The sequence below is a fragment of the Prevotella sp. MA2016 genome (genome assembly GCF_000619825.1).
Taxonomy (GTDB): domain Bacteria; phylum Bacteroidota; class Bacteroidia; order Bacteroidales; family Bacteroidaceae; genus Prevotella.
Window position 1 is genome coordinate 413,865 of the sequence record NZ_KK211036.1, and the last position, 22,903, is coordinate 436,767.

Below are 22,903 nucleotides of genomic sequence, written 5' to 3' on the forward strand. Positions count from 1 at the left end.
CAGTGATATTATTTAAATAGGTAATAGGTACAAAAAAGTGGAATAATGAAAATAGTAGTTGTAATTGATTCTATGAAAGGCTGTCTGAGCTCAACTGATGCCAATCAAGCAGCAGCAGATGGTATTAGAAGTGTTTTTCCAGATGCCGATATCGTTCAGATACCTGTTAGCGATGGTGGCGAAGGCTTCATAGATGCTTTCTATGCGGCTATCGGTGGCACGCTTCAGGAAGTAACGGTGCGCGACCCGATGATGCGCTTTATTACAGCTAAGTATTTATTATGCAGAGAAGAGGCCGTGATTGAGATTGCACAAGCCAGCGGACTCACGCTTCTTACCGAGGAAGAGCGCAACCCCATGGTGGCCACCAGTTATGGTACTGGTCAGCTGATTGCTGATGCCATCAAGAAAGGCGCTAAACGAATTATTGTGGGACTGGGCGGCAGTGCTACCAGCGATGCAGGTGTCGGTATGCTTAGAGCCTTGATTGATGCCTTTGCCAAGCAGGGACGGTTTGATGATATCGCGGAACTCCGTGATATTCAGTTTACCATAGCTTCCGATGTGAAAAATCCTCTTTTTGGCGCACAAGGAGCTGCTCATATCTTTGCCCCGCAGAAGGGAGCAACCCCAGAGATGGTTGAGCTATTGGATGCGCGTGCCCAGAAATTTGCTGAGGTATCTGCCAAACATTTCGGTTATGACTGTTCTTCTGCTGAAGGAGCGGGTGCAGCCGGTGGATTAGGCTATGCTTTCCTTCAATACCTGCATGCGAGTTGCCGACCGGGTATCGAGGTGATGCTCGAAACGGCTCGTTTCTGTGACATTATTAAAGATGCCGACCTCGTGATTACTGGCGAAGGATCTGCTGACAGTCAGACGCTCATGGGTAAACTGCCTGTTGGTGTGTTGCAGCAATCGGGCGACGTGCCTGTATGCCTGATTGCTGGTCGTATCAGGGATAAAGAAGCGCTTCTGCAAGCCGGTTTCTCTGATGTCAAATGCATCAATCCTGAAGGCATATCCCTTCAGGAAGCGATGCATCCGGAAATAGCACGAAAGCATATCTTGGCTACTATGAGAGACCTGTTATCCAAACGGAAGTAAAGCCTACGCTATGCAGCGTTACAACATATTTACCAAATCCACAATCTTCTGTTTGGTAATATCCGTCTTCTGCTCGTCAATCTTAGCCGTAACGATACCAGCGTTTTCTGCACTCCAGTAGTTGCAGAGATCCATAAACTCTCCTTTTGCGCCCGTATATACACCTGGTGAATATGAAGAGATCAGCAGCATCATCTTCTTTACCTTAGCTGGTTTGTTTACACAATACATTCGCTGAATAGGAGCCTGAATCTGTGCATTCATAGTGAAATAATATATAGGTGATGCCAAAACCAGCACCTCTGCTTCCTGCATGAGTGGGAGTAGCTCTTGCATATCATCCTTCTGGATACATACGCCGTTACCTTTAGTACGACAATACTCGCAGGCCAGACAGCCAGCAATCTTCTTTGAAGCTACGTTTACCAATGTAACATTGTGACCTGCTTTCTCAGCAGCTTCTTTTAACTCATTTGCCATCCAAGCTGTGTTGCCATTTGTGCGTGGAGATGACTGTAAAATCAAGATGTTCATAAAGTATTTGTTTTAAATGTTGTTTGTTCAGCGCAAAAATACATTTTTTTCCGTTTCTCTCCAAATAATGTACTAATAAAAAATGTGAATGGCAATATATTATGCGTATTTTTCGACCTTGAATAGTCAATTTGAACGTTTATAATACGACAAAATACGTTTAATTTTCGATAAAATGCATGCTATAAACATTTATTAACACAAAAAATGATGTATGATTCAGAAAAACTCCGTATATTTGCACCAGAAATAAAAAAGATTTATGGTTAAGGTTTATGGTTGATTAATTTAGTTTTTTAAGTAATTTTGGGGAAAAAGGTTCGTTGTGAAACGAGCCTTTTTTCAGTTTTTAGCCCTTTCTATTATATCAGCAGATAAGCAATAAGGCAGCAGATGGCAGCTACCGGCAGGAGTCCTAAGCGGCACCAAGCTGCAATGATGCCAGCCAACAGAGCGATGATGCCTGGCCAAACCGTAGGCGTGGTCAGTATCATATCAGGAAATGTCATCACAGCTAGTGTCACGTAGGGCACATAATATAGGAAACTACGCACAAAACGGTTGCTAATCTGTCCCTTGATGAGAACCATAGGTGTCACGCGAATCAGGTTTGTGACTACGATGGCCAAGAGGATATATATGATTAAACTATGCTGCTCCATTTTCTTTTGATTTTAAAGGTTTAAGCCAGGCGGCAACTGCCGAAATCACAATAGTCAGAACCACCGTACGCATACCACTACTCCACTGCCCCACTACTGGCATGATAGCGCATAAACCACTCAGCACCAAACTGGCTATCAGCGTGTAGAGCACGTTACGATCTATACGGGCTTGAGGGATGATGATGGCAAGAAACATACCATAGAGCGACATACATAGTGCCGTAACCACAGGCTGAGGTAGCAGGCTTCCTGCCATGATGCCCACTGCACACCCAGTGGCCCAGAACAGTGTGGATATCAAAGCTGCAGAATAAGTGTAAGCAGGCGGCGTGTAACCAGGATAAGCCACAGAGATGCCAAATATTTCGTCGGTGATACAACACGCCATCAGTATTCTGTGCAGCCACGATGTATGAGGATTAATCTTCTGTGAGAGAGCAGCGCTCATCAGCATGTAGCGCAGATTAACCACTAAGCACATCGCTATCACCTCAGCATAAGCCGCTTGTACGGCCACTAGCGTATAGGTGCCATATTCACCTGCTGACGCACGTGTAAAGAAGCTGGATATAAAACCTGCTGGTGCGGTCAGTCCAGCTTTTGCAGCGATTATTCCCAACGAGAAAGCCACAGCCAGATAGCCCATTGCTATAGGGAAACCATCGCGTAAACCGCGGGTGATATTTTGATTAGTCATCTATTTATCTATACCATTTTATTTTTTAGTCGGCCACAAAATTAGATAAATTCTCATAAACTTATATAGTAATGTGTCATTATTTAAATAAAATTTGGAAATGGGTGTAATTGTTACTCATTTTATTTGGTTGAATAAAAAAAAAGATGTAATTTTGCAGCCGCTAAACAAAAATTAAAAAATTATTGGATTATAATAGGTAATAACCAACATGAAAAAAATAGATCGCGAAAAGAAGACTGTTAGGATGATGATAGAACTCTATTGTCGTCACCATCTTCATCAAAAATCACTTTCCCCGGAATATCAGCAGTTAGCTGATTATGCTTGGCAGCGATTGGATCATTGCCATTTTGGCGAGAATAAACCCGTTTGCAAGGCATGCCCCATCCACTGCTACGCCCCCAAAGAGCGCGAGGCCATCCGAAAGGTGATGCGCTGGACTGGTCCACGTATGATGATTTTCGCTCCCAAGGCAGCCTTCATTCACACTTTCCTCATGTTGAAGAGTAAGATAAACAAATGTGAAAAGAAGTAAAATAGAAGATATTGCATATAGTTTACTCTATAAAAACGCCCAATATATACGTTAAAACGTTTAAAATGCGAGATACAATGTTTGAAATGAAACAATTATTGGATTTTGAACATAAATTATCTTAGAGTGAACATAGGATACACAGAAATGGTGTATATTTGCAGCAGTAAAAGATTTATGGTTAAGGTTTATGGTTGATTAATTTAGTTTTTTTTAAGTTAGTTTGAAAAAGGTTCGTTGTGAAACGAGCCTTTTTTGTTATTAGTAGTCTGAGTGTCATTATCTTATGAAAAGGATTACGTTAAAAAAACGCTATCAACGAGATGAGTTTTCCAATATTATTTGTAATTTTGCACCCAGAAAGATTATATATGGAATTATGAAGAAAAATTTTTGGTTAATTAGTCTGATGTTAATTGCATCAACTGTTATATTAATCTCAAGTTGCAATCATACAAAAAACGAAGAAGAAATCGCCGAGGTTAATCTGAAATTGCAGGAAGCTGATAAGCAGAAAGACTACCAGCATTTGCAGATGTTGGCAGATAGTCTTGGCAAGACAGGCGATTTGCAAGAAGGCGAGAGCTATTATTGGCAGGCCTATGCTTACTATCGGATGAAGCATCGCCGTGCAGCAGAGTTCTTCTGGAAAGAAGCCATGAATGCTACAGAAAATGCTACAGATGCCAATTCGCTTACTATCTATGCCAAATCTGCCAGTTATCTGGCTGGTTTGTACATCCGTTATATCAATTTCACCAGTGCCCACAGAGTCGTAAAACCTGCATTGGAAAAGTTGGATAAAGCTGGGTTTGATGAGTCGAGCGACTATACTAATCTGCTCATTTTTGAGGGATGCTGCAAGGGCTATTTCAACCCGGAAGACACCGTGTGCCGCCAATTGTTCGATCGCGCCTATGAGCGCCATCTGCAGCACATCAGCAATGACCCCTCACCTGAGACGTATCGCAACGCCGTTGTAGGTTTCATTAATATTGCCTACGGCTGGCTCTGTGTCAAGAAATACCAGTTAGGATTAACCTGGACCGAGCGTCTTGGCAGATTGGTGAAGGATTATAAGAAACGCTATCCTCAGGATGAGGCCTATATCGACAAGCAGTGGGCTCGTTATATCATCTTTTCGGCCATAGCCTTAGAAGCTTTAGGACAGATGGATAAAGCCGATGAAGCTTTCATGGAATATCAGCAAACCCGTTTCTCAAAGACTTTCGAGGGCCAGATGGATGCCAGTGACTATCTGTTGATGGCTGGTCACTGGGAAGAAGCGGCTGAAAATATGAGTAACCTCGACGAACTATTTGCTTCAGAACAGGCGGGTCAGTCGCTTGAAGACATCCAGACCAAACTGCTCAAGAAATATCGCGCTAACTATAAGGCAGGTTTAGTGGATTCTGCTAATGCTGTTGCCAATCAGATTTGTCAGCGCCTCGATTCAGCTATTATCCGCTCCCAGTGGGTGGATTCAGAAGAGCAAGAAACCATCCGCTTGAAAGAGGAACAGATTCTTGAACAGCAGGAACGTCTCTCAAAAGGCAGGATGTTGGCTCTCGTTACTACCATTATTTTGCTGAGTATCTTCTTTGTTGTATATACCATTATTCGCCATCGTGCCCAGAACAGATTGGCCGCAGCCTACACGCAGCTTGAGAAAAAGAATGAGCAGTTAGTGGTAGCCAATGCCCGTGCAGAGGAGTCGGCACGCATGAAGACCAACTTCATCCAGCAGATCTCGCATGAGATTCGTACACCGCTCAATATCCTATCCGGTTTTACGCAAATCGTTACCACACCAGGTATGGAACTTGATGACGAAACGAAAACAGATATCAATCATCAGATAACAGAGAACACAGACCGCATTACCGAGTTGGTCAATAAGATGCTGGAACTGTCGGATGCCAGCAGTATCAGTGTTATCGAGTGTACAGACCAGATACCAGTGATGCAGATAGCATCAGAAGCTATTGATGCAGCAGGCATTGGCGAGGCTCCACATCTTATATTCGAGTTGCAAGCAGATCCAGCGGTTGAGAATCTGATACTGCATACCAATCAGACAGCGGCTACCCGTGCCCTTACCCTTCTGTTGGACAACGCCCAGAAGTTCACCCACGCGCCTGAGGCTAAGGGCAATCAGATACTGACAGATGAGAAAGCCCACGCACTTTTGAAGATATCTGTAGAGCAAGGCAACATCCTTTTTGTTGTAGAAGACACCGGCATTGGTGTGCCTACAGAAGAAGCCGAGCATATCTTCGAGGAGTTTGTTCAGCTTGATGAGTATTATAATGGTACAGGCATCGGTCTCACAGTGGCCCGTTCGCTGGTGCGCCGTATTGGTGGCGACATAAAAATAGACACCAGCTATAAAGCCGGTGCCCGATTTGTTATGCAATTACCAATGGATTAAGCCATTTCAGCCATACGTTTGCCTGCATCATAGGCGCTCTGCAGATCCTTCTCCCAGTTGTCCTCGCGCCACTTCAGCTTGGCATCTTTTGAGAACATGGCCAACTCATAGTTGTCGTAGTTCTTCACCTGACAGGTGTTGTAAGCCACCAGCTTCTCAGGCTCACCAAGAGCCACCTTGATGCACATCTCTTTTGCGCCAAAGCCCTCGCTGTTGTTCTGCTCTGGTGTACCATTCATGGTCTCCATCAGCACTACAGGCATTTTCTTTGGTGCAGTCAGACTATAGTCATTGTACGAGAGCCAAGGAAACTCCAGACGCTCCAGGAAGGCGTGCATCTCGGCAGTAACACCACCAAAGTAGATGGGCGAAGCGAGAGCCAGTCCGTCAGCTTCAGCAATCTCCTCCAAGATTGGAGTAATGGCATCCTTAAACTTACAAACCTTGCTGGCCTTGTCTTTCAGTTTACAAGCCATGCACGACATACAACCTTTAAAGTCGATGCCATAGAGGCGTACAATCTTTGCTTCGGCGCCAGCAGCACGGGCACCCTCTGCAAATTTCTCACACATAGCGGCGGTATTCATGTTCTTGCGAGGACCACCGTCAATAACCATAATCTTTTTCATAATCCGTACTTGTTTGTTATATATTTAATGCTTTTGTATTAGTTTCTTGCAATAAGCCCATCCATTTGTCGACCACAGAGCCCACGCGATGAGAACTGGCTGGAAGAACAAACGTATGAATCGTGCCTGATCAGTATTGAGATTGAAGGCATCGATATGATTCACATACTGATTGATGTTACCTGGGAAGATGAGCACGTAGAATAAAGCCAGCAGAGCACCTACTACAGGGCGATACTTCTTCATCATCGAAATCATACTCAAACCAAGAATAATCTCCACTACTCCAGATGCCAGCACCACAAAGTCGGTAAATACTGGTGAAAACTGAATCCATGTGGGCACCTGTGCCACAAACTCCTGACGAGCTACCGACAGATGTGCTATACCTGCATAAGTCATAAACAGACCTAAAACGATTCGTGCTATAGTCTTTAAATATTTCATATACCTTAATTATATTATATAGTTCAACTTCTTGTTTGCGCTGCAAAGATACGAATAATATTTTGTATCGCATGCGATTTAATGTAATAATTAAGAAGAATTAACCTAAAGTCGTTCACGATATAACGATATTATTTGTACCTTTGCAGCCGCAATATTGCAATATAACTGAAAAAGAGAAAATTTTTTCCCTACCCATTTGCTTATGCGATGGAAGCTTTTAGATTATGATTTATTGTATTTCAAAGAAAATGGATGTGGCAGGTAGCCACCGTTTATCGCTGCCTTATGACAGCAAGTGCAGTCAACTTCACGGTCACAACTGGACAATCACCGTATTTCTTGCTTCGGCAGAAACAGATCCTAACGGGATGGTAACTGATTATGGCCATATCAAGAAAGCTATTCACGGTTATCTTGATCACGGCAATCTCAATGATCTGTTGCCCTTCAACCCCACAGCCGAGAATATTGCTGCATGGGTTGTGAAGCAGTTTCCCCAGTGTTATAAGGCCATCGTCGAAGAGTCGTTTGGCAATATAGCTCAGGCCTACGACGACCAGTTCCCTATCGACGCCAAATATCTTCTGTAATGTATAGAATCAACGAGATATTCTATTCTTTGCAGGGAGAAGGTCGCCATACAGGTCGCCCTGCCGTCTTTGTGCGTTTTAGTGGATGCAATCTTAGATGCCCATTCTGTGATACCGATTTCAGCGGCTATACGCTGATGTCGGCTGATGAGATTATGACTAAGCTCCACCAGTGGGCAGCCTGCAGGTTTGTAGTCATTACAGGTGGTGAACCATCGTTGCAGATTGACGATGCGCTGGTTGGCAGACTGCATCAAGCAGGCTATTATGTGGCCATCGAGACCAATGGCACGCATGCCCTACCCGATGCCATCGACTGGGTAACCTGGTCGCCCAAAGATCAGTTTGCCCCCAACGTGCCACCTTTGGCGCTCACCCGCATCAACGAAGTGAAAGTGGTGTTTGATGGTGCGCATGATCCTGCGCCCTATCTGCAGCAGGCTCCAGATGCCTATGCCTGTTTGCAACCTTGTGATACTGGCGATGTGGCGCTCAATCAGCAGATCACCACTCAGTGTGTGGATTATATCCTGCAGCATCCCCAGTGGCATCTGTCGCTGCAAACCCACAAACTGCTGAATATCCAGTAACCAAACTATAGCGCGGTACTAGAGGAAACCATAAAATTTGCGTTTTAAACGAAAAAAAGGTGCGTAAAATTTGCAGGTACCAAAATAAAATGTTACTTTTGCACCCGCTTAAGGAGACCTGCCGATATGGCTCAGTTGGTAGAGCAACGCATTCGTAATGCGTGGGTCGCCGGTTCGAGTCCGGCTATCGGCTCTCTTTTCTAATATAGAGTTTTGTTATGGTTGCGGAATTAGCACATCGGTAGTGCACGGGCTTCCCAAGCCTGGGAGGCGGGTTCGATTCCCGTATTCCGCTCAAGTGATGTAGAGAGCCTAAGCTCCCTACTTTTTTTTATCTCAGCTTGAGGCCGTCGCCAACCCTAATCTGGTATTCGGGCGAGAGATGATTTATCTTATACAGATTCTTCAGGCGTATGCCATACAACTGTGCGATTGAGTACATCGACTCTCCCTCGCGCACATAGTGTAGTCGGCCCTTATAATCCTTAGGTGCCTTGCGCTGCTTCTTCTTCAGCCAAACCACCTCGCCTTCCTTCAACTGGTCTTTGCGATTGCGCTCGTTATATTTAGCGATTTTGCGATAGCTGATGCCCACCTCCTTGCCGATCGACTTATAGGTATCACCTCTGCGTGCTATCAAATAATAGTTCTTATTGAAAATCTTGATCGAGTGTAATGCTGCAGCATCCGTCTCAGGCACTTTCGTACGTTCTGCCATGAAGTGATCATAGCCCTTCGCAGTGTCATATTGGTAGAGTTTATACAGTTGGATAATCTCAATCAACTTTTCTGCGTAGATAGGATTCGTGGCATATCCGGCTGCCTTCAGTCCCTTTGCCCATCCTCTGTAATCAGTAGTCTTCAGATTGAATAATGAGCGGTAGCGCTGGTTGTTGGCCAGAAACTTAGAGTGATCTTCGTACGACTCGAATGCATTATCATACACACGGAAGCAGTCGTTACGCTGGTCGTCGTCGTGATAAGTGCGTCGCCCTGTCCATCCGTTATTACACTTGATGCCAAAGTGGTTATTACTGTTGCGCGTCAGCTCGCTTCGCCCAGCGCCGCTCTCCAGCAGTCCTTGAGCCAGTGTGATTGATGCCGGTATGCGATAGCGCTGCATCTGCTCTATGGCAATGTCTTTATATTGATTGACATATTGTTGGTACGCCTGATTCCATCTGGCCTGCGAAAATGCAGAAACCGACAATAAAAAGGCCACAAATACGACTATTTTTCTCATATCATGCTATTTATTTCTGCAAAAATACTGAATTCTCTCGAATAATTTGTAATTTTGCAGAAAAATATAACTATTTATGAGAGAACTGGAGCTAAAGTCGGTTATTAAAGTGTGCGACATGGATGAGTTGAGCGCAGAAGAGCGCCATTTGGTAGAACTTGCCATCGAGGGCACCAACCGTAGTTATGCCCCCTACTCTAAGTTTTGTGTAGGAGCAGCAGTAAGACTTGATAATGGTGTAGAGATTATCGGTTGCAATCAGGAAAATGCAGCCTATCCTTCAGGATTATGTGCCGAGCGAACAGCCCTTTTTGCAGCTGGCGCCCAATACCCCGACCAGCCTGTACGCATGCTGGCCATAGCCGCCCGAGGCACTCATGGCGATTTGGAAGAAGAACCCGTTGGTCCTTGTGGTTCTTGCCGCCAGGTTATCATCGAATCAGAGACACGTGCCGGCGCCCCTATCCGCATACTGCTCTACGGCAAGAAGTATGTGTATGTCATCGATGGAATCAGAGCACTGATGCCGCTCACTTTCTCAAAATTCTAACGATAACATCCCAGTCCTTTAGCTGTCGATAAAGAATCGAGGTGAAAATCATAGTCAAGGTTGTCTTCATCTACCTTGATAAAATTGTTTTTACCTTGCATTTCGGCATCTGGTTTCTCCCAGATGATATCGCTGAAATGGTTATTGTCTGAAACCTCTGGCGTGCGCAACAGACTGTGAGTGAACGTATAATTAAAGGCACTTTCAGCAGAGCCTGATTCCCCCATCACCACATCCTCATCGTAGCCCGTGATGATCGCGCCTTCGCACACCATTTTCAGTAATGGCGAAGTGGTGTTTGAGAAACGTAGTGCTGCACCTCTTCCGCCTGCAAAAGGATAAAACTGCGCCAGTGTGCAGTAGCTGATTTCTACCATTCCACCGTTCACAGCCAGACAGTTGCCCATAGCGTTCGATAGCTGACAGTTCTCCAAACGCACATTTGCATTAGTCAGTTTGATGCCGTCTCCCTGCGTATTATGCACCACGCACTGCTGCATTTTCAGTCGATAGTGCGTGCTGTCGATAGCTGCCGAGTCGCAGATGATTCCTTCAGTTGAGTTTCGTATCTCTGTGTTATTCAGTACGTTATTGCTAGATGTTGATGCGAATCTTATACCCCGCCATTGCCCAGGGATGCGGTCGTAAGGCAGATACGAGAACATGCGGTCCAGACGGTCGCCTCGCATGATGCAGTTGTCTGTGGCGAGTGTACCTTCCACCTTCATACCAGCCTCCGCATGGAAATAGAGCGTCGTGTTACGGATGGTGAGCTGCGCCCCCTTCTTTACGATAAAATCACCATAAATTACTAAAGGCTTATCCGATTCGATCACAGAGTCCTTCTCTATCACCGGTGAGTAGCATTTGATAGCATCCCATGCCCACGCTTGCAGACAAACACTCTGTTCTGTGCCATTCTCCAATACAAACACCAGTTGGTCTGTGATTGCTTCTGGAGTTGGTCGATACGTTTCGTAGGGCGTGATTTCAACAAACACCAGCACACTGTCGTTCTTGCGTATCTCGATATCGTTGGTTTGCGAACCATTATTATTATCCAGATAGCTGCCATCCACGTTTACGCGGAATCCCGTCTGGTTGCCTCGTTTCAGTCTTACGCTCTGCATTCTCACCCCCTTGTTGTTACGATTGTGAACCCAGAAAGTGTAGGTTGACGACGCTGTACGACTGAACACCGTATCCAGTTTGATGGTGTCGGCAGGGAAATCGATTCTTAGGGCCGTTGAAGTAGAGAAATCATCATCATCGGCGCAAGCCACGAAGGCAGATACTAGTATAAGCAAATAAAAAATCCGTTTCATCATATAGATAAAACGGATAATTATTTAAAATATTGTGTTGGTTACTTGCCAAAATAACGTTTCAACAATCCAGCAAAGCCAGATCCATGACGTGCTTCGTCCTTTGCCATCTCGTGAACGGTGTCGTGAATAGCGTCGAATCCCATTGCTTTAGCCTGTTTGGCCAGTTCAAATTTATCGGCACAAGCGCCAGCCTCGGCAGCAGCACGCTTTTCAAGATTAGTCTTTGTGTCGAATACAACCTCACCCAGCAGCTCAGCAAAGCGTGAAGCGTGATCGGCCTCCTCGAACGCATAGCGCTTGAACGCCTCTGCAATCTCAGGATAGCCCTCGCGATCAGCCTGACGAGCCATAGCCAGATACATTCCAACCTCGCCACACTCACCATTGAAATTGTTTCTTAGCTCGGCAATCATCTCTTCGGGCACACCCTCGATCTTGCCATCACCCAGGCGGTGAACAGTAGCATATGTAGTTTCGCCCTCGTCTTTCAGTTCAGAGAACTTAGATGCAGGAGCCTTACAGATTGGACACTTCTCAGGAGCTGAGTCACCTTCGTGGATATAACCACATACAGCGCAAATAAATTTCTTTGTCATAATCGTACTTGTTTAGTTAACTATTAAAATATTTAAATCATTCTGTAGCTTCATACTTTTGGTTGCAAATATAAACATAAAAAATAAATCCCGCAAGTTTTTTGCAGGATTTATTTAAAAGTGTTGCGCAAACTTTTGCTTTCTGCGCTATTTATTCAAATTTATTATTTTACGATCTGACTAATCAACTCATCGGGCGAAACCAGTGTCTGCTCGCCTGACTCCATGTTCTTCAGTGTCAGCTTGCCTTGCGCCATTTCGTTTTCGCCAGCCAGCGCAACGAAAGGAATCTGCTTGGCATTTGCATACGACATCTGCTTCTTCATCTTTGTTGAGTCAGGGAATATCTCTGTGCGGATGCCAGCCTCGCGTGCCTTAGCCACGAATGGCAGACAGTAGGCAGTCTCCTTCTCGCCAAAGTTGATAAACAGCAGCTGGGTGCCGTTGGTAGCGTCCTTTGGATAGCAGTCGAGAGCATTGAGCACGTCGAAGATGCGATCCACACCGAAGCTGATGCCCACACCCGAGATGCCTGGCATACCGAAGATACCAGTCAGGTTGTCGTAGCGTCCGCCACCAGTGATCGAACCAATCTGCACGTCCAGTGCTTTCACCTCGAAGATAGCACCTGTGTAGTAGTTCAGTCCGCGAGCCAGCGTCAGGTCGAGCTGTATCTCGTTCTTCAGGCCGAGAGTCTTCAGAGTGTCCAGGATGAATCGTGTCTCCTCCACGCCCTTCAGTCCTGTCTCGCTGGCAGCCAGTACCTCAGCGATGGTGTTCAGTTTCTCATCGTTGGTACCTTCAAGCGAGATGATGGGTTGCAGTTTCTCAATCTGCTCGTCAGACAGTCCGTCTTCGCGCAGCTCCTGATTCACGTTTTCAAGTCCAATCTTATCCAGTTTGTCGATAGCTACGGTGATATCCACAATCTTCTCGGCAGCGCCGATTACTTCGGCAATACCAGTCAGGATTTTGCGGTTGTTGATTTTAATCTGTACGCGCACGCCGAAACGGCTGAATACAGTGTCAACAATCTGCATCAGTTCCACCTCGTTCAGCAGCGAGTCAGAGCCCACGATGTCGCCATCAAACTGCCAGAACTCGCGGTAGCGGCCCTTCTGAGGGCGGTCGGCACGCCATACTGGCTGCATCTGATAGCGCTTGAAAGGCAGCTGCAGCTCGTCGCGATGCATCACCACGTAGCGGGCGAAAGGAACCGTCAGGTCATAGCGCAGTCCCTTTTCGCACAGTTTTGCAGCCAGATGCAGCGAGTTGCGCTCAGCCAGCTCTTCAGGTGTCACCTTTGAAAGGTAGTCGCCAGAGTTCAATACCTTGAAGAGCAGCTTGTCGCCCTCTTCGCCGTATTTACCCATCAGCGTACCTAGGGTTTCCATCGCTGGTGTTTCAATCTGCTGGAATCCATACAGCTGATACACCTGCTTGATGGTGTCGAAAATATAATTGCGCTTCGCCATCTCCATAGGCGAGAAGTCGCGTGTTCCTTTTGGAATACTTGGTTTCTGTGCCATTTATTACTTTCTTACAATTGTCTGGTCGCGATCAGGACCGATAGAAATAATTTTAATAGGAGTCTCTAACTGCTTCTCCAAGAATGAGATATAGTCGCTGAACTCTTTAGGGAACTGATCCTCGCTGGTAAACTTAGTCATATCAGTTTTCCATCCTGGCAGCTCCTGATATACAGGCTCGATACCCTCCTCGATGTTGTATGGGAAGTAGTCGATTTCCTGTCCGTTCTGCTTATAAGCCACACAAGCCTTGATGGTGTCGAATCCGTCCAGCACGTCGCTCTTCATCATGATAAGCTGTGTAACGCCGTTCACCATGATAGAGTACTTCAGTGCCACCAGGTCGATCCATCCGCAGCGGCGCTCACGACCAGTCACAGCCCCATACTCATGGCCCAGGTCGCGAATCTTCTTACCAGTCTCGTCGAAGAGCTCTGTTGGGAAAGGACCAGCACCTACGCGTGTGCAGTAGGCCTTCATGATACCATAAACGTCACCAATCTTGTTGGGTCCGATGCCAAGACCTGTGCATGCTCCAGCGCAGATGGTGTTAGATGATGTTACGAAAGGATAAGAACCGAAGTCAACGTCGAGCATAGTACCCTGAGCACCCTCGCACAGCACGCTCTTACCGCTCTTCAGCAGGTTGTTGATCTCGTGCTCTGAATCCACGATGGGGAACTGGCGCAGATACTCGATACCCTCCAGCCACTTCTTCTCTACTTCAGTGATGTCGTACTCAAAGTTGAGTGATTTCAGGATAGCCTCATGACGTGCTTTGGCAGCAGCGTATTTCTCTTCGAAGTTTTCGAGGATATCACCCACACGCAGACCAGTACGGCTCACCTTATCAGTATAGGTAGGACCGATGCCCTTACCAGTGGTACCAACCTTGTTTTTACCTTTCTGTGCCTCGTAAGCAGCGTCGAGCACTCGGTGAGTAGGCATGATGAGATGGGCTTTCTTTGAGATATGCAGACGGCTGCGCAGCTCATGTCCGCTTGCCTCGAGTGCTTTAGCTTCCTCCATGAAGAGGTCGGGAGCCAGCACCACACCATTACCAATGATGTTCACCTTGTCGCCCTGAAAGATACCAGATGGTATTGAGCGAAGCACATACTTCTGTCCCTCAAATTCCAGTGTATGTCCGGCGTTAGGACCACCCTGGAAACGGGCCACAACATCGTACTTAGGGGTCAATACATCAACCACCTTTCCTTTTCCTTCATCGCCCCACTGCAAACCCAGCAGGACATCAACTTTACCTTTGTTCATTTTTAGTTGTATTCTTATTGTTACTTTTCTTGTTTGCTGTCTTCAGGTTGTTCTTGCGTTTCGTCATCTTGATTTGGCAACTGCTGCACACACCGTACACATAGAGCGTGAATCCATCCTTCCTGAATCGCTTCAGGTGCATGTTCTCCACGGCCTCGATGATCTCAGGCGACTTCACCTCAGTAACCTTTCCGCAAATAGTGCATATCTGGTGACAATGACTCTGGTTGTCGTAGCAAGCCTCGTATTTGGTTGAGCCTTGAAAACGGTGCCTGACAACCAGTCGTAGCGTCATAAACAGATTCAGCGTGTTGTAGAGAGTGGCCCTGCTCACGGGGAAGTCCATCTCCTGTGCCAGTCGGGCTTTCAGATCCTCTAGTGTGAAGTGTCCGTTTATGCTGTAGATGGCCCTGAGAATGGTGTATCGTTCAGGCGTCTTGCGATGATTATTCATCTCAAGATAGTTGTCTAGTAGCCTCTCTACGGCAGTAATTACACTTTCTTTCATCTGAATCTATCAAGAAAACCGCACAAAGGTACGCATTTTCATGGAGATAAAAGAAACTTTATTTAAAAAAAATCTAAATTAGCCCTTTTTAATGCACTTTTTGCAAGACGTTCGTATACTAATCCAAGTTCTGCGAATCTATTCATGGCATTCATGGCCGCTTTCTTCACCATGATGCTGTCGCCCTGAAGCGCAGCCAGCGCCTGGTCGATAAACTCGTTGATGCCACGCTCGTTGGGCTCCTGCTTGTTCATAAACAGGCGCGACAGGATGTGGAATCCGCACAGCTGATACAGCTCTTTGTCGGATGCCATCCATGTGTAAGCCCTGTCAGCGGCAAAAGGCAGATACTGATAGAGGTTGAAGGCAGCCTGTTCGGCTATCTCCTGACAGTCGGTCTGCTCCATCCAGATGTCCACCACCTCGGGCAGTATCTCGTCGGCCGGCATCAGCATAGTGGCCAGAATCTTGCATTCGCGCACGTTCTCTTTCCACAGTGCGATAGCCAAGTCGTAGTTTTTGCCGATTTCATCCGCCTTCGCCTTCAGTCGTGGCAAGGTGGCGCCCCAGTTCAGTTTGTATTCTACACCTTTATTTCTCATTGAAGAAGCAACCATTCCGTCCATCATCAGACGGAATGATTGCTTGATTTCTTTCACTTGTTGGTTTATATCCATTTCCATGTATGTTATATTAATGTACCATACTCAGCGCTATAGCGCAGCATCTGGTGAGCATAGCTCTCACCATAGTTCACCTGAATATCGCAGATGTCGTTGTTGCTGTCGAATACGGGCATCAGCTGCGGATTGATGAATCCCTTGTAGGGCGCCAGATTCAGCTTCTTGTAGCGCTCCAGCACCTCAGCATGCAGTTCGGCATCCACCTTCACGGCATAGCGCTCCACCAGTTCGCGTGCGGCCTCGTAGTCGCCTTCGCTCTTGATGCGCTGAATCTCTGCCAGCAGGCGAGCTATCAGCGCCCTCAGCTGCACGTAATCGGTGATTTCAACGTAGGTCTTACCATCGCGCTTCACCAGTTGGATGGCGTCGCCATTCTCATAGCACCAATGCGCTATCAGTGCGCGGTTGCGCATGTGAGCCTCTTCCAGCTGATTGCCTGGTGTGATGCGGATAAGCTGTGTCATCAGTCCGTTCATCATATAAGTATAGTACTGCGACTTGTAAGCCATTTCATCGGGCACCAGTCCCAGCTCTACCAGCTTTTTGTCGGCGATATAATAGAGTCCGAACAGGTCGGCTCTCGCCTCCTCTATCGTGCTGCTGTAGGCCTTCAGTGCGTCGGGATCTACGCCGGGCAACAACTGTCCGCTGCCGTGCCCCAGGCATTCATGCAGGTCGGTATGCAGGTCGTCGCAGACGTCGCCATATTTCTCGATGAGATCGCGTGTTTCCTGATTATCCACAAACTCCTCCTTGAAGCCGCTACCCTTCGACGCCTTGTTGTAGGCATCTGTGATATTGCTGATGGTGATACTCTTGCTACCATACTGCGCCCTAATCCAGTCGGCATTAGGCAGGTTGATGCCAATGGCTGTAGCCGGATACTCGTCGCCACCCAGCATGGCTGCACAGATCACATTGGCCGAAACACCCTTCACCACAGGTTTGCGGAAACGCGGGTCAACGGGCGAATGATCTTCAAACCACTGTGCATTGCTACTGATGGTTTGTGTGCGATGAGTGGCCTCTTCGTCGATGTATTCCACCAGTCCTTCCCACGACCCCTTCAGTCCCAGCGGATCACCATACACCTCGATGAAACCGTTGATAAAGTCGATGGCCGAATCATGGTCTTTCAGCCATTCAATACAATATTTATTAAAGTCCTGCAAACAGCCTGACTGATAATAACTTATCAGTGCAGAAATGACTGTTTTCTGCTGCTCGTTTTCAGCCACTTCGCGCGCTTTCTCCAGCCAGTAGATGATGTGGCGTATGGCGTTGGCATACTTGCCGTTGGCACTCCACACCAGTTCCTTTACCTCGCCATTCTCCTTCACCAGCGTTGAGTTCAGACCGTACGAAGGTGGCGTGTCGGGCATAGTCTCGTTCTGCTTCTGCTGCTCGTAGTAAGTTTCCGCTTCGGCCTGCGTCACGCCGTCGTAGAAGTTGCAAGCCGATGTCAGCAGCAAATCCTCGCCGTCAGCCTGATTCACCCTTTTGGGCATCACCGCATCATCAAAAATCACGGGCAACAGTTCGTCGCACATCTCATCTACGGTTTCGCCCGATTTCAGCGGCAGCTTGCAGGCATCCACCTGATGCAGTGCCTGGCGCAGAAAGTCGGCCGAGAATCCCGGTTTGAATTTCTCGCATCCGTAGTGATGATGGATGCCACTTGAGAACCACACGCGTTTCAGATACACCTCAAGCGCTTTGAAGTCGTCAGAGTCGCGCATCATAGTCATATCAACATATACAACCTCCAACATCTTGCGGATGCGGAGGTTGTATTTGCCAAACTGATCGAATGTAATGTCTCGCCCAAACAGCGTAGCTTTCGAGAGATAGTAAACCAATTTTTTCTGCTGCAATGTCAGCTTCTCAAAGCCGTTCAAGCGATAACGGAGCATTTGCAAGTCAGCAAAACGCTCATCCTGATAGTTAAATTCCACTATAAATACTTCTATTATTACTCCTCTTTAGTTTTGCGTGTACGTTTTGCCACCATAGAGGGGTGCTGCTTCAGGTGCTCCAGGCGATACTCGCGTGGCGTCATGCCCATCACGCGGAAGAACGAAGCGTAGAACGACTGGCGATTAGCAAATCCCACCATATCACTCACCTCCTCCATGCGCAAGCCCTGATAGCGCTTGTCAACGAGGATAGACATAGCCTCGTCGATGCGATACTTGTTAACGAATGATGTGTAGTTCATGTGGAAACGCACATTTACAACAGCTGAAATATAGCGTGTGTTAGTACCAAGGGCCTCGGCAAGTTTCTTCGCTGAATAATCCTTGTCACGATACTTTTTCTGCATGACAATGATGTTCATGATCTTCTCTTGCATCTCGTCCATCATTTTTGGGCTTACCAAACTTCTGTAAGCTGCTACCTTTTCTTTCTTTTCAATAATGTTGTACTTTGCCATCTTTTTTTTGACTATTTTTTTAATGTTGTGCAAAGATAGGAAGTTTTTTTTATTTAGCAATAGAAAAAGCGAAAAATTTGCGAAAAAAGTATTACCTTTGCCGAAAATTTAGAAAATTATGGATATTTTTAGCGTTTTACGACGATATTTCGGCTATACATCTTTCCGCCAGAACCAAGAGGAAATTATCCGTCATGTGATAGGCGGAAACGACGCTTTGGTGCTGATGCCCACAGGCGGCGGAAAGAGTATTTGCTACCAGATACCAGCACTCTGTATGCCGGGCATGGCGATTGTTATCTCGCCCCTTATCAGTCTGATGAAAGACCAGGTTGAAACGCTTCGTTCCAATGGTATTGAGGCCGAGGCATTGAATAGTGGAATCGACCCTACGATGGACACCGTGATACGCAGGAAATGCCTAGCAGGACAGGTAAAGCTACTATACATTTCGCCTGAAAAAGTGATGGCCGAGATGGATTATTTTCTGCAGCATCTGCAGATATCACTCTTCGCCATCGACGAGGCCCACTGTATCAGTCAGTGGGGTCACGACTTCCGTCCTGAGTACACCCAGCTGGGTGTGCTTCGTGACAAATTTCCCAACGTCCCCATGATGGCCCTCACGGCCACAGCCGATAAAATTACGCGACAAGACATTATCTCACAATTAAACTTAAAGAACGCGCGTGAATTTGTATCCAGCTTCGACCGTCCCAACCTCAGTCTTTCGGTAAAAAGAGGTTACAAAGCTGCCGAGAAGATGCACTTCATCCTCAATTTCATCAAGGCGCGCCCCAACGATGCCGGCATCATCTACTGCCTCAGTCGCAAGTCAACCGAGAAAGTGGCTGCCGACCTGCGCAAGAAGGGCATCAACGCCGCTGCTTATCACGCAGGATTGTCGCCCTTGGAGCGCAGTCAGACACAGGAGCTGTTTAAGAACGACCAACTGCTGGTGGTATGCGCCACGATTGCCTTTGGTATGGGCATCGACAAGAGCAATGTGCGCTGGGTGATACATTATAATATGCCCAAGAGCATCGAGAGTTTCTATCAGGAGATAGGTCGTGCCGGGCGAGATGGTGCCCCTGCCGACACCGTATTGTTCTACTCGTTGGCCGACATCATCCAGCTCACGGAGTTTGCCCGCCAGAGCGGTCAGCAGGAGGTGAATATGGAGAAGCTGAAGCGCATGCAGGAGTATGCCGAATCCAGCGTGTGCCGCCGCCGCATCCTGCTCAACTACTTCAGTGAGCAGACCGATCACGACTGCGACAACTGCGACGTGTGCGACAACCCACCCCAGCGCTTTGATGGTACGCGCTATGTGCAGATGGCCCTGAGCGCCGCCAAGCGTGCCAATGAGGAGATTCGCGTTTCCACCATCATCGAGATACTGAAAGGCATGCGTTCGCCCACGATTATCCGTAAGGGTTACGACAAGTTGAAGACATTCGGCGTGGGCAGTCAGCTCAGTCTCACCGAGTGGCAGGATTATCTCCTGCAGATGCTGCAGATGGGATTTATCGAGATAGCCTACAACGATGATAATAAAGTGAAGGTCACTGCCATCGGCGATGATGTGCTGTATGGGCGCAAGACCGCCCAGCTGTGCGTGGTTGACCATAGCACCAAGGAGACCGCCAGGAAGAAGCCAAAGCTGCGCCTGGAGATACCCACTATCACCATACCCGGACTGCCGCCCACCACAGGCATCGAAGACCCCAAACTGTTTGAAGCCCTGCGCCAGTTGCGCAAGGAGTGTGCTGCTGAAGAAGGGTTCCCGCCCTACATCGTATTCAGCGATAAGGTGCTGCATGCCCTTGCTACTATCAAGCCCACTTCGCTCGATCAGTTTGGCAACATCCAGGGCATCGGCGACCATAAGAAAGGCAAGTATGGCGAGCGTTTCGTGCAGCTCATCCGGAGATACGTATAAGTGCATTTTTACACCAATTTGTTAAAAAAACGAGGAAATAAACTAAAAAAAGCCCCCTCAAGTGCATAAATTTTGCTAAAAACGAGCACAAAATAGCGTTTTTGTGCAAAAAAAACACTACCTTTGCAAGGTAAATTCATCCAAGATGGCTAAAAAGAAGATACTATTTATCAATCAGGAGATCACTCCTTACGTCCCCGACAATGCATTGTCACTCATGGGAAAGAACCTTCCAAAGGTTATGCAGGAACGCAATCACGAGATTCGTACTTTCATGCCCAAGTGGGGTAATATTAATGAGCGCCGTGGTCAGTTGCACGAAGTCATCCGACTTTCGGGTATGAACCTAATCATTAATGACACCGATCACCCTCTAATCATCAAGGTCGCTTCTATCCAGTCGGCTCGTGTTCAGGTATATTTCATCGACAACGATGACTACTTCAAGAATCGTTTGATAGAGCGCGACGAGCAGGGCGTTGAGTACGACGACAATGGTGAGCGTGCCATATTCTTTGCGCGTGGTGTATTAGAGACCGTTAAGAAACTGCGTTGGGTGCCCGATATCATCCACTGTCAGGGTTGGATGGCAGGCGTAGTGCCTTTCTATGTAAAGACAGCCTATCGCGACGAGCCTTCATTTGCAGAGACAAAGGTTGTAACCTCATTATTTAATAAAACCATCGAGCAGAGTCTTGGTGCCGACTTCAAGCAGTTTGTAGAGTTCCGCGATGCCAGCGCCGATCTGCTGGCAGGCTATAGCGATAAGTTCGACTTCGACGAGCTGGGCAAGTTGGCTATCGACTACAGCGACGGTGTTATCGAGGCCGCTCCAGGAGCCAGTCAGGTGCTCACCGACTATGCTAACGCCAAGAACAAGCCTCTGCTGGGTTACCAAGAGGACTTCGGCGATGCTTACGAGGCATTCTACGAGTCGCTCTATGCCGACGAGTAAAAAAAGGAAATAAAGTCAAAACAACGATACATGAAAATTAGATTGTTTACAGCGATTGCAATCACCGCAATGGCGATAACCTCTTGTAGCGAAGATACCGGCACTATCGGATCGTCGATTACCAGCGACACCGACAAGCTGGTTTTCTCTACTGGCACCTATCAGGCCACGTCACGTTCTATCATGGCCGATTCGGTTTATTCCAAGACCTTTGATTGCTATTTCGGCAAGGTGAAAGACCCTGAGACCAACTCGTATGTGAAAAACGAGTTTATGGCTCAGTTCAACATACTCGAGGGATTCCAGCTGCCCGAGAAGAGCGCGATGGTGAACACCGACGAGGCAGGCGAAGTAGTGGCCGACTCATGCACTATCTGGTTGCTGTTTAATAGCGACAAGTGTTATGGCGACTCGCTCACCCCCATGAAGGTGAAAGTTAGCGAGCTGGCCAAGCCCGTAGAAGACGGTTCTTACTACAGCAATTTCAATCCTGCTGCCGAGGGCTATCTGCGCAAAGGTGGCCTGCAGAAGAGCACCGTATTCTCTACATCCTACTCTTCAGCGCATTTTGCCGACAGTCTGGGCTACTCTAGTTTTGCCCGCATCCCGCTGAACGATCCTTATACTGATCAGGATGGTGTTGAGTATCCCAATTACGGCACCTATATCCTGCGCCAGTATTATCAGCATCCTGAGAAGTTCAAGAATTCATATACCTTTATCCACACGCTCATGCCTGGATTCAATTTCGAGGTGAGCGATGGGCTTGGTGCGATGGCTAAGGTCAGCGAGATCGACCTTGAGATGTATTACACCTTCAAGGACGACACCACTACTTACGCCACCTCTCTCTACCTGTCGTCAACCCCCGAGGTACTGCAGACAGCCCATGTGGAGAACGACAAGGCCGCACTTCAGCGCCTGATAGCCGACAACAGCTGCACTTATATCAAGTCGCCAGCCGGCATCTTTACTGAGGTTACGCTGCCTGTGGACGACATCTCGCAGACCCATGTCAACGATTCTCTGCTGTCGGTAAGCATCAGCTTCCAGCGCCAGAACAGTGGTGCTCAGAGCAGCAGCCAGTATCCTATCAGCATCCCTGCCAACATCCTGATGGTGCAGAAGGACAGTCTGTACTCATTCTTTGAGAACAAGACGATGTACGACTACAACACATCTTATATGGCTACACTCTCTACCAATGCCTACACCTTTAGTAATATTGGCAACCTGATTACACAGATGGCCCGACTGAAGGCAGAGGGATTGAAGAGCGACGCCAACTGGGAGGCTAAGCATCCTGATTGGAACAAGGTAGTGCTGGTGCCAGTAGCTACCACCACCAAGGTTACTACCAGCGGTTACAGTCAGACTGAGGTTGTGGCTGGCGTTCATAATGATATGGGCCTCTCCAGCACCAAGCTTGTAGGCGGTGCCGGCAGTCCTATCGAGGTGAAGGTAGTATATGCCCAGTTTAAAAAGTAAACACTATGGCCGACGGATTTTTAGAGAAGCATTACGAGGATTATGAAGCCCGCAAGGCGGCTTGGCTCCGAAAGAAGAAGCATCTGCCCAAGGCTAAACCCAGAAATATAGAGCGCCCCGATGACGAGGCGCTCTAATTTT

The 22,903-nt window shown here is 47.3% G+C and carries 24 protein-coding genes and 2 tRNA genes; 12 read left to right on the plus strand and 14 right to left on the minus strand.

The window, feature by feature from the left end; all coding sequences use genetic code 11:
- Nucleotides 1-45 precede the first annotated feature (45 nt).
- Nucleotides 46-1,107: a glycerate kinase gene (locus T360_RS15400; protein WP_036929561.1), complete on the plus strand. Its 1,062-nt coding sequence runs from the start codon at nt 46-48 to the stop codon at nt 1,105-1,107.
- A gap of 18 nt (nt 1,108-1,125) precedes the next feature.
- Here the strand turns inward: T360_RS15400 and T360_RS0112580 are convergent, their stop codons facing one another.
- The 3 genes from T360_RS0112580 to T360_RS0112590 form a co-directional block, all read right to left on the minus strand.
- Nucleotides 1,126-1,641, minus strand: coding sequence for a flavodoxin family protein (locus T360_RS0112580; protein ID WP_028913093.1), 516 nt, complete (start codon nt 1,639-1,641; stop codon nt 1,126-1,128).
- Nucleotides 1,642-2,003: 362 nt separating this feature from the next.
- Nucleotides 2,004-2,303: an AzlD domain-containing protein gene (locus T360_RS0112585; RefSeq protein ID WP_028913094.1), complete on the minus strand. Its 300-nt coding sequence runs from the start codon at nt 2,301-2,303 to the stop codon at nt 2,004-2,006.
- The gene (locus tag T360_RS0112590; RefSeq protein ID WP_028913095.1) at nt 2,290-3,003 is read right to left on the minus strand and encodes an AzlC family ABC transporter permease; all 714 of its coding nucleotides are present in this window, start codon (nt 3,001-3,003) and stop codon (nt 2,290-2,292) included. Before T360_RS0112590 ends, T360_RS0112585 begins: the two co-directional genes overlap by 14 nt.
- Nucleotides 3,004-3,214: 211 nt before the next feature.
- On the opposite strand from T360_RS0112590, the gene T360_RS15405 reads away from it, so the two are divergent.
- On the plus strand, nt 3,215-3,541 hold the full coding sequence (locus T360_RS15405; RefSeq protein WP_036929562.1) for a nitrous oxide-stimulated promoter family protein: 327 nt from the start codon (nt 3,215-3,217) through the stop codon (nt 3,539-3,541).
- A 379-nt stretch (nt 3,542-3,920) separates the two neighbouring features.
- Complete coding sequence (locus T360_RS0112600; RefSeq protein ID WP_028913096.1) at nt 3,921-5,972, plus strand: HAMP domain-containing sensor histidine kinase; 2,052 nt, start codon at nt 3,921-3,923, stop codon at nt 5,970-5,972.
- On the opposite strand, the gene T360_RS0112605 is transcribed toward T360_RS0112600, so the two are convergent.
- Complete coding sequence (locus T360_RS0112605; protein WP_028913097.1) at nt 5,969-6,601, minus strand: flavodoxin family protein; 633 nt, start codon at nt 6,599-6,601, stop codon at nt 5,969-5,971. The genes T360_RS0112600 and T360_RS0112605 overlap by 4 nt on opposite strands.
- 24 nt (nt 6,602-6,625) lie before the next feature.
- A complete protein-coding gene (locus tag T360_RS0112610) occupies nt 6,626-7,048 on the minus strand; it encodes a membrane protein (RefSeq protein WP_028913098.1) in 423 nt (140 codons plus the stop codon).
- 230 nt (nt 7,049-7,278) lie between these two features.
- On the opposite strand from T360_RS0112610, the gene T360_RS0112615 reads away from it, so the two are divergent.
- The 4 genes from T360_RS0112615 to T360_RS0112630 all read left to right on the plus strand — a co-directional run bounded on the left by T360_RS0112615 (nt 7,279) and on the right by T360_RS0112630 (nt 8,526).
- Entirely contained in the window at nt 7,279-7,641 is a 363-nt protein-coding gene (locus T360_RS0112615; protein WP_028913099.1) for a 6-carboxytetrahydropterin synthase, read from the plus strand.
- The gene (locus T360_RS0112620; protein WP_028913100.1) at nt 7,641-8,231 is read left to right on the plus strand and encodes a radical SAM protein; all 591 of its coding nucleotides are present in this window, start codon (nt 7,641-7,643) and stop codon (nt 8,229-8,231) included. Before T360_RS0112615 ends, T360_RS0112620 begins: the two co-directional genes overlap by 1 nt.
- A gap of 120 nt (nt 8,232-8,351) precedes the next feature.
- Nucleotides 8,352-8,424: transfer RNA gene (locus T360_RS0112625), tRNA-Thr, on the plus strand.
- A 31-nt stretch (nt 8,425-8,455) separates the two neighbouring features.
- A tRNA-Gly gene (locus T360_RS0112630) sits at nt 8,456-8,526 on the plus strand.
- 36 nt (nt 8,527-8,562) lie between these two features.
- Here T360_RS0112630 and T360_RS0112635 read toward each other — a convergent pair.
- Complete coding sequence (locus T360_RS0112635; RefSeq protein ID WP_028913101.1) at nt 8,563-9,474, minus strand: glucosaminidase domain-containing protein; 912 nt, start codon at nt 9,472-9,474, stop codon at nt 8,563-8,565.
- A 76-nt stretch (nt 9,475-9,550) separates the two neighbouring features.
- Between T360_RS0112635 and T360_RS0112640 the strand changes: the two genes are divergently transcribed.
- Nucleotides 9,551-10,024 carry a cytidine deaminase gene (locus T360_RS0112640; RefSeq protein WP_028913102.1) on the plus strand — a complete coding sequence of 158 codons (474 nt, stop codon included), beginning with the start codon at nt 9,551-9,553 and terminating at the stop codon, nt 10,022-10,024.
- Here T360_RS0112640 and T360_RS15410 read toward each other — a convergent pair.
- From T360_RS15410 to T360_RS0112680, 8 genes are all read right to left on the minus strand, one after another.
- Nucleotides 10,021-11,331, minus strand: a complete 1,311-nt coding sequence (locus T360_RS15410) for a right-handed parallel beta-helix repeat-containing protein (RefSeq protein ID WP_197019316.1) — start codon at nt 11,329-11,331, stop codon at nt 10,021-10,023. The genes T360_RS0112640 and T360_RS15410 overlap by 4 nt on opposite strands.
- Before the next feature lie 59 nt (nt 11,332-11,390).
- Entirely contained in the window at nt 11,391-11,948 is a 558-nt protein-coding gene (locus T360_RS0112650) for an NADH peroxidase (protein WP_028913103.1), read from the minus strand.
- A 164-nt stretch (nt 11,949-12,112) separates the two neighbouring features.
- Entirely contained in the window at nt 12,113-13,477 is a 1,365-nt protein-coding gene (gene hisS / locus T360_RS0112655; RefSeq protein ID WP_028913104.1) for a histidine--tRNA ligase, read from the minus strand.
- 3 nt (nt 13,478-13,480) lie between these two features.
- On the minus strand, nt 13,481-14,752 hold the full coding sequence (locus tag T360_RS0112660; protein WP_028913105.1) for an adenylosuccinate synthase: 1,272 nt from the start codon (nt 14,750-14,752) through the stop codon (nt 13,481-13,483).
- Nucleotides 14,739-15,260: a Fur family transcriptional regulator gene (locus T360_RS0112665; protein ID WP_028913106.1), complete on the minus strand. Its 522-nt coding sequence runs from the start codon at nt 15,258-15,260 to the stop codon at nt 14,739-14,741. The genes T360_RS0112660 and T360_RS0112665 overlap by 14 nt, the downstream gene beginning before the upstream one ends.
- A 62-nt stretch (nt 15,261-15,322) precedes the next feature.
- Nucleotides 15,323-15,943 carry a DNA alkylation repair protein gene (locus T360_RS0112670; RefSeq protein WP_028913107.1) on the minus strand — a complete coding sequence of 207 codons (621 nt, stop codon included), beginning with the start codon at nt 15,941-15,943 and terminating at the stop codon, nt 15,323-15,325.
- 5 nt (nt 15,944-15,948) lie between these two features.
- Nucleotides 15,949-17,856: a dihydrofolate reductase gene (locus T360_RS0112675; protein ID WP_081772807.1), complete on the minus strand. Its 1,908-nt coding sequence runs from the start codon at nt 17,854-17,856 to the stop codon at nt 15,949-15,951.
- 59 nt (nt 17,857-17,915) lie between these two features.
- Complete coding sequence (locus tag T360_RS0112680) at nt 17,916-18,377, minus strand: helix-turn-helix domain-containing protein (RefSeq protein ID WP_028913109.1); 462 nt, start codon at nt 18,375-18,377, stop codon at nt 17,916-17,918.
- A 118-nt stretch (nt 18,378-18,495) separates the two neighbouring features.
- On the opposite strand from T360_RS0112680, the gene recQ reads away from it, so the two are divergent.
- From recQ to T360_RS0112700, 4 genes are all read left to right on the plus strand, one after another.
- The gene (gene recQ / locus T360_RS0112685; protein WP_028913110.1) at nt 18,496-20,319 is read left to right on the plus strand and encodes a DNA helicase RecQ; all 1,824 of its coding nucleotides are present in this window, start codon (nt 18,496-18,498) and stop codon (nt 20,317-20,319) included.
- A gap of 145 nt (nt 20,320-20,464) precedes the next feature.
- Entirely contained in the window at nt 20,465-21,274 is an 810-nt protein-coding gene (locus T360_RS0112690) for a glycogen/starch synthase (protein ID WP_028913111.1), read from the plus strand.
- 30 nt (nt 21,275-21,304) lie between these two features.
- Nucleotides 21,305-22,762 (plus strand): DUF4270 domain-containing protein, encoded by a 1,458-nt coding sequence (locus T360_RS0112695; RefSeq protein WP_028913112.1) that lies wholly within the window; start codon nt 21,305-21,307, stop codon nt 22,760-22,762.
- Between the two features lie 5 nt (nt 22,763-22,767).
- Nucleotides 22,768-22,899, plus strand: a complete 132-nt coding sequence (locus T360_RS0112700; protein WP_028913113.1) for a hypothetical protein — start codon at nt 22,768-22,770, stop codon at nt 22,897-22,899.
- Nucleotides 22,900-22,903: the final 4 nt, after the last annotated feature.

Bases quoted from the DNA above. Each gene is read 5' to 3' on its own strand.
- T360_RS15400 (WP_036929561.1), top strand. From the start codon at position 46: ATGAAAATAGTAGTTGTAATTGATTCTATGAAAGGCTGTCTGAGCTCA.
- T360_RS0112580 (WP_028913093.1), bottom strand. From the start codon at position 1,641: ATGAACATCTTGATTTTACAGTCATCTCCACGCACAAATGGCAACACA.
- T360_RS0112585 (WP_028913094.1), bottom strand. From the start codon at position 2,303: ATGGAGCAGCATAGTTTAATCATATATATCCTCTTGGCCATCGTAGTC.
- T360_RS0112590 (WP_028913095.1), bottom strand. From the start codon at position 3,003: ATGACTAATCAAAATATCACCCGCGGTTTACGCGATGGTTTCCCTATA.
- T360_RS15405 (WP_036929562.1), top strand. From the start codon at position 3,215: ATGAAAAAAATAGATCGCGAAAAGAAGACTGTTAGGATGATGATAGAA.
- T360_RS0112600 (WP_028913096.1), top strand. From the start codon at position 3,921: ATGAAGAAAAATTTTTGGTTAATTAGTCTGATGTTAATTGCATCAACT.
- T360_RS0112605 (WP_028913097.1), bottom strand. From the start codon at position 6,601: ATGAAAAAGATTATGGTTATTGACGGTGGTCCTCGCAAGAACATGAAT.
- T360_RS0112610 (WP_028913098.1), bottom strand. From the start codon at position 7,048: ATGAAATATTTAAAGACTATAGCACGAATCGTTTTAGGTCTGTTTATG.
- T360_RS0112620 (WP_028913100.1), top strand. From the start codon at position 7,641: ATGTATAGAATCAACGAGATATTCTATTCTTTGCAGGGAGAAGGTCGC.
- T360_RS0112635 (WP_028913101.1), bottom strand. From the start codon at position 9,474: ATGAGAAAAATAGTCGTATTTGTGGCCTTTTTATTGTCGGTTTCTGCA.
- T360_RS0112640 (WP_028913102.1), top strand. From the start codon at position 9,551: ATGAGAGAACTGGAGCTAAAGTCGGTTATTAAAGTGTGCGACATGGAT.
- T360_RS0112650 (WP_028913103.1), bottom strand. From the start codon at position 11,948: ATGACAAAGAAATTTATTTGCGCTGTATGTGGTTATATCCACGAAGGT.
- hisS (WP_028913104.1), bottom strand. From the start codon at position 13,477: ATGGCACAGAAACCAAGTATTCCAAAAGGAACACGCGACTTCTCGCCT.
- T360_RS0112660 (WP_028913105.1), bottom strand. From the start codon at position 14,752: ATGAACAAAGGTAAAGTTGATGTCCTGCTGGGTTTGCAGTGGGGCGAT.
- T360_RS0112665 (WP_028913106.1), bottom strand. From the start codon at position 15,260: ATGAAAGAAAGTGTAATTACTGCCGTAGAGAGGCTACTAGACAACTAT.
- T360_RS0112670 (WP_028913107.1), bottom strand. From the start codon at position 15,943: ATGGAAATGGATATAAACCAACAAGTGAAAGAAATCAAGCAATCATTC.
- T360_RS0112675 (WP_081772807.1), bottom strand. From the start codon at position 17,856: ATGCTCCGTTATCGCTTGAACGGCTTTGAGAAGCTGACATTGCAGCAG.
- T360_RS0112680 (WP_028913109.1), bottom strand. From the start codon at position 18,377: ATGGCAAAGTACAACATTATTGAAAAGAAAGAAAAGGTAGCAGCTTAC.
- recQ (WP_028913110.1), top strand. From the start codon at position 18,496: ATGGATATTTTTAGCGTTTTACGACGATATTTCGGCTATACATCTTTC.
- T360_RS0112690 (WP_028913111.1), top strand. From the start codon at position 20,465: ATGGCTAAAAAGAAGATACTATTTATCAATCAGGAGATCACTCCTTAC.
- T360_RS0112695 (WP_028913112.1), top strand. From the start codon at position 21,305: ATGAAAATTAGATTGTTTACAGCGATTGCAATCACCGCAATGGCGATA.
- T360_RS0112700 (WP_028913113.1), top strand. From the start codon at position 22,768: ATGGCCGACGGATTTTTAGAGAAGCATTACGAGGATTATGAAGCCCGC.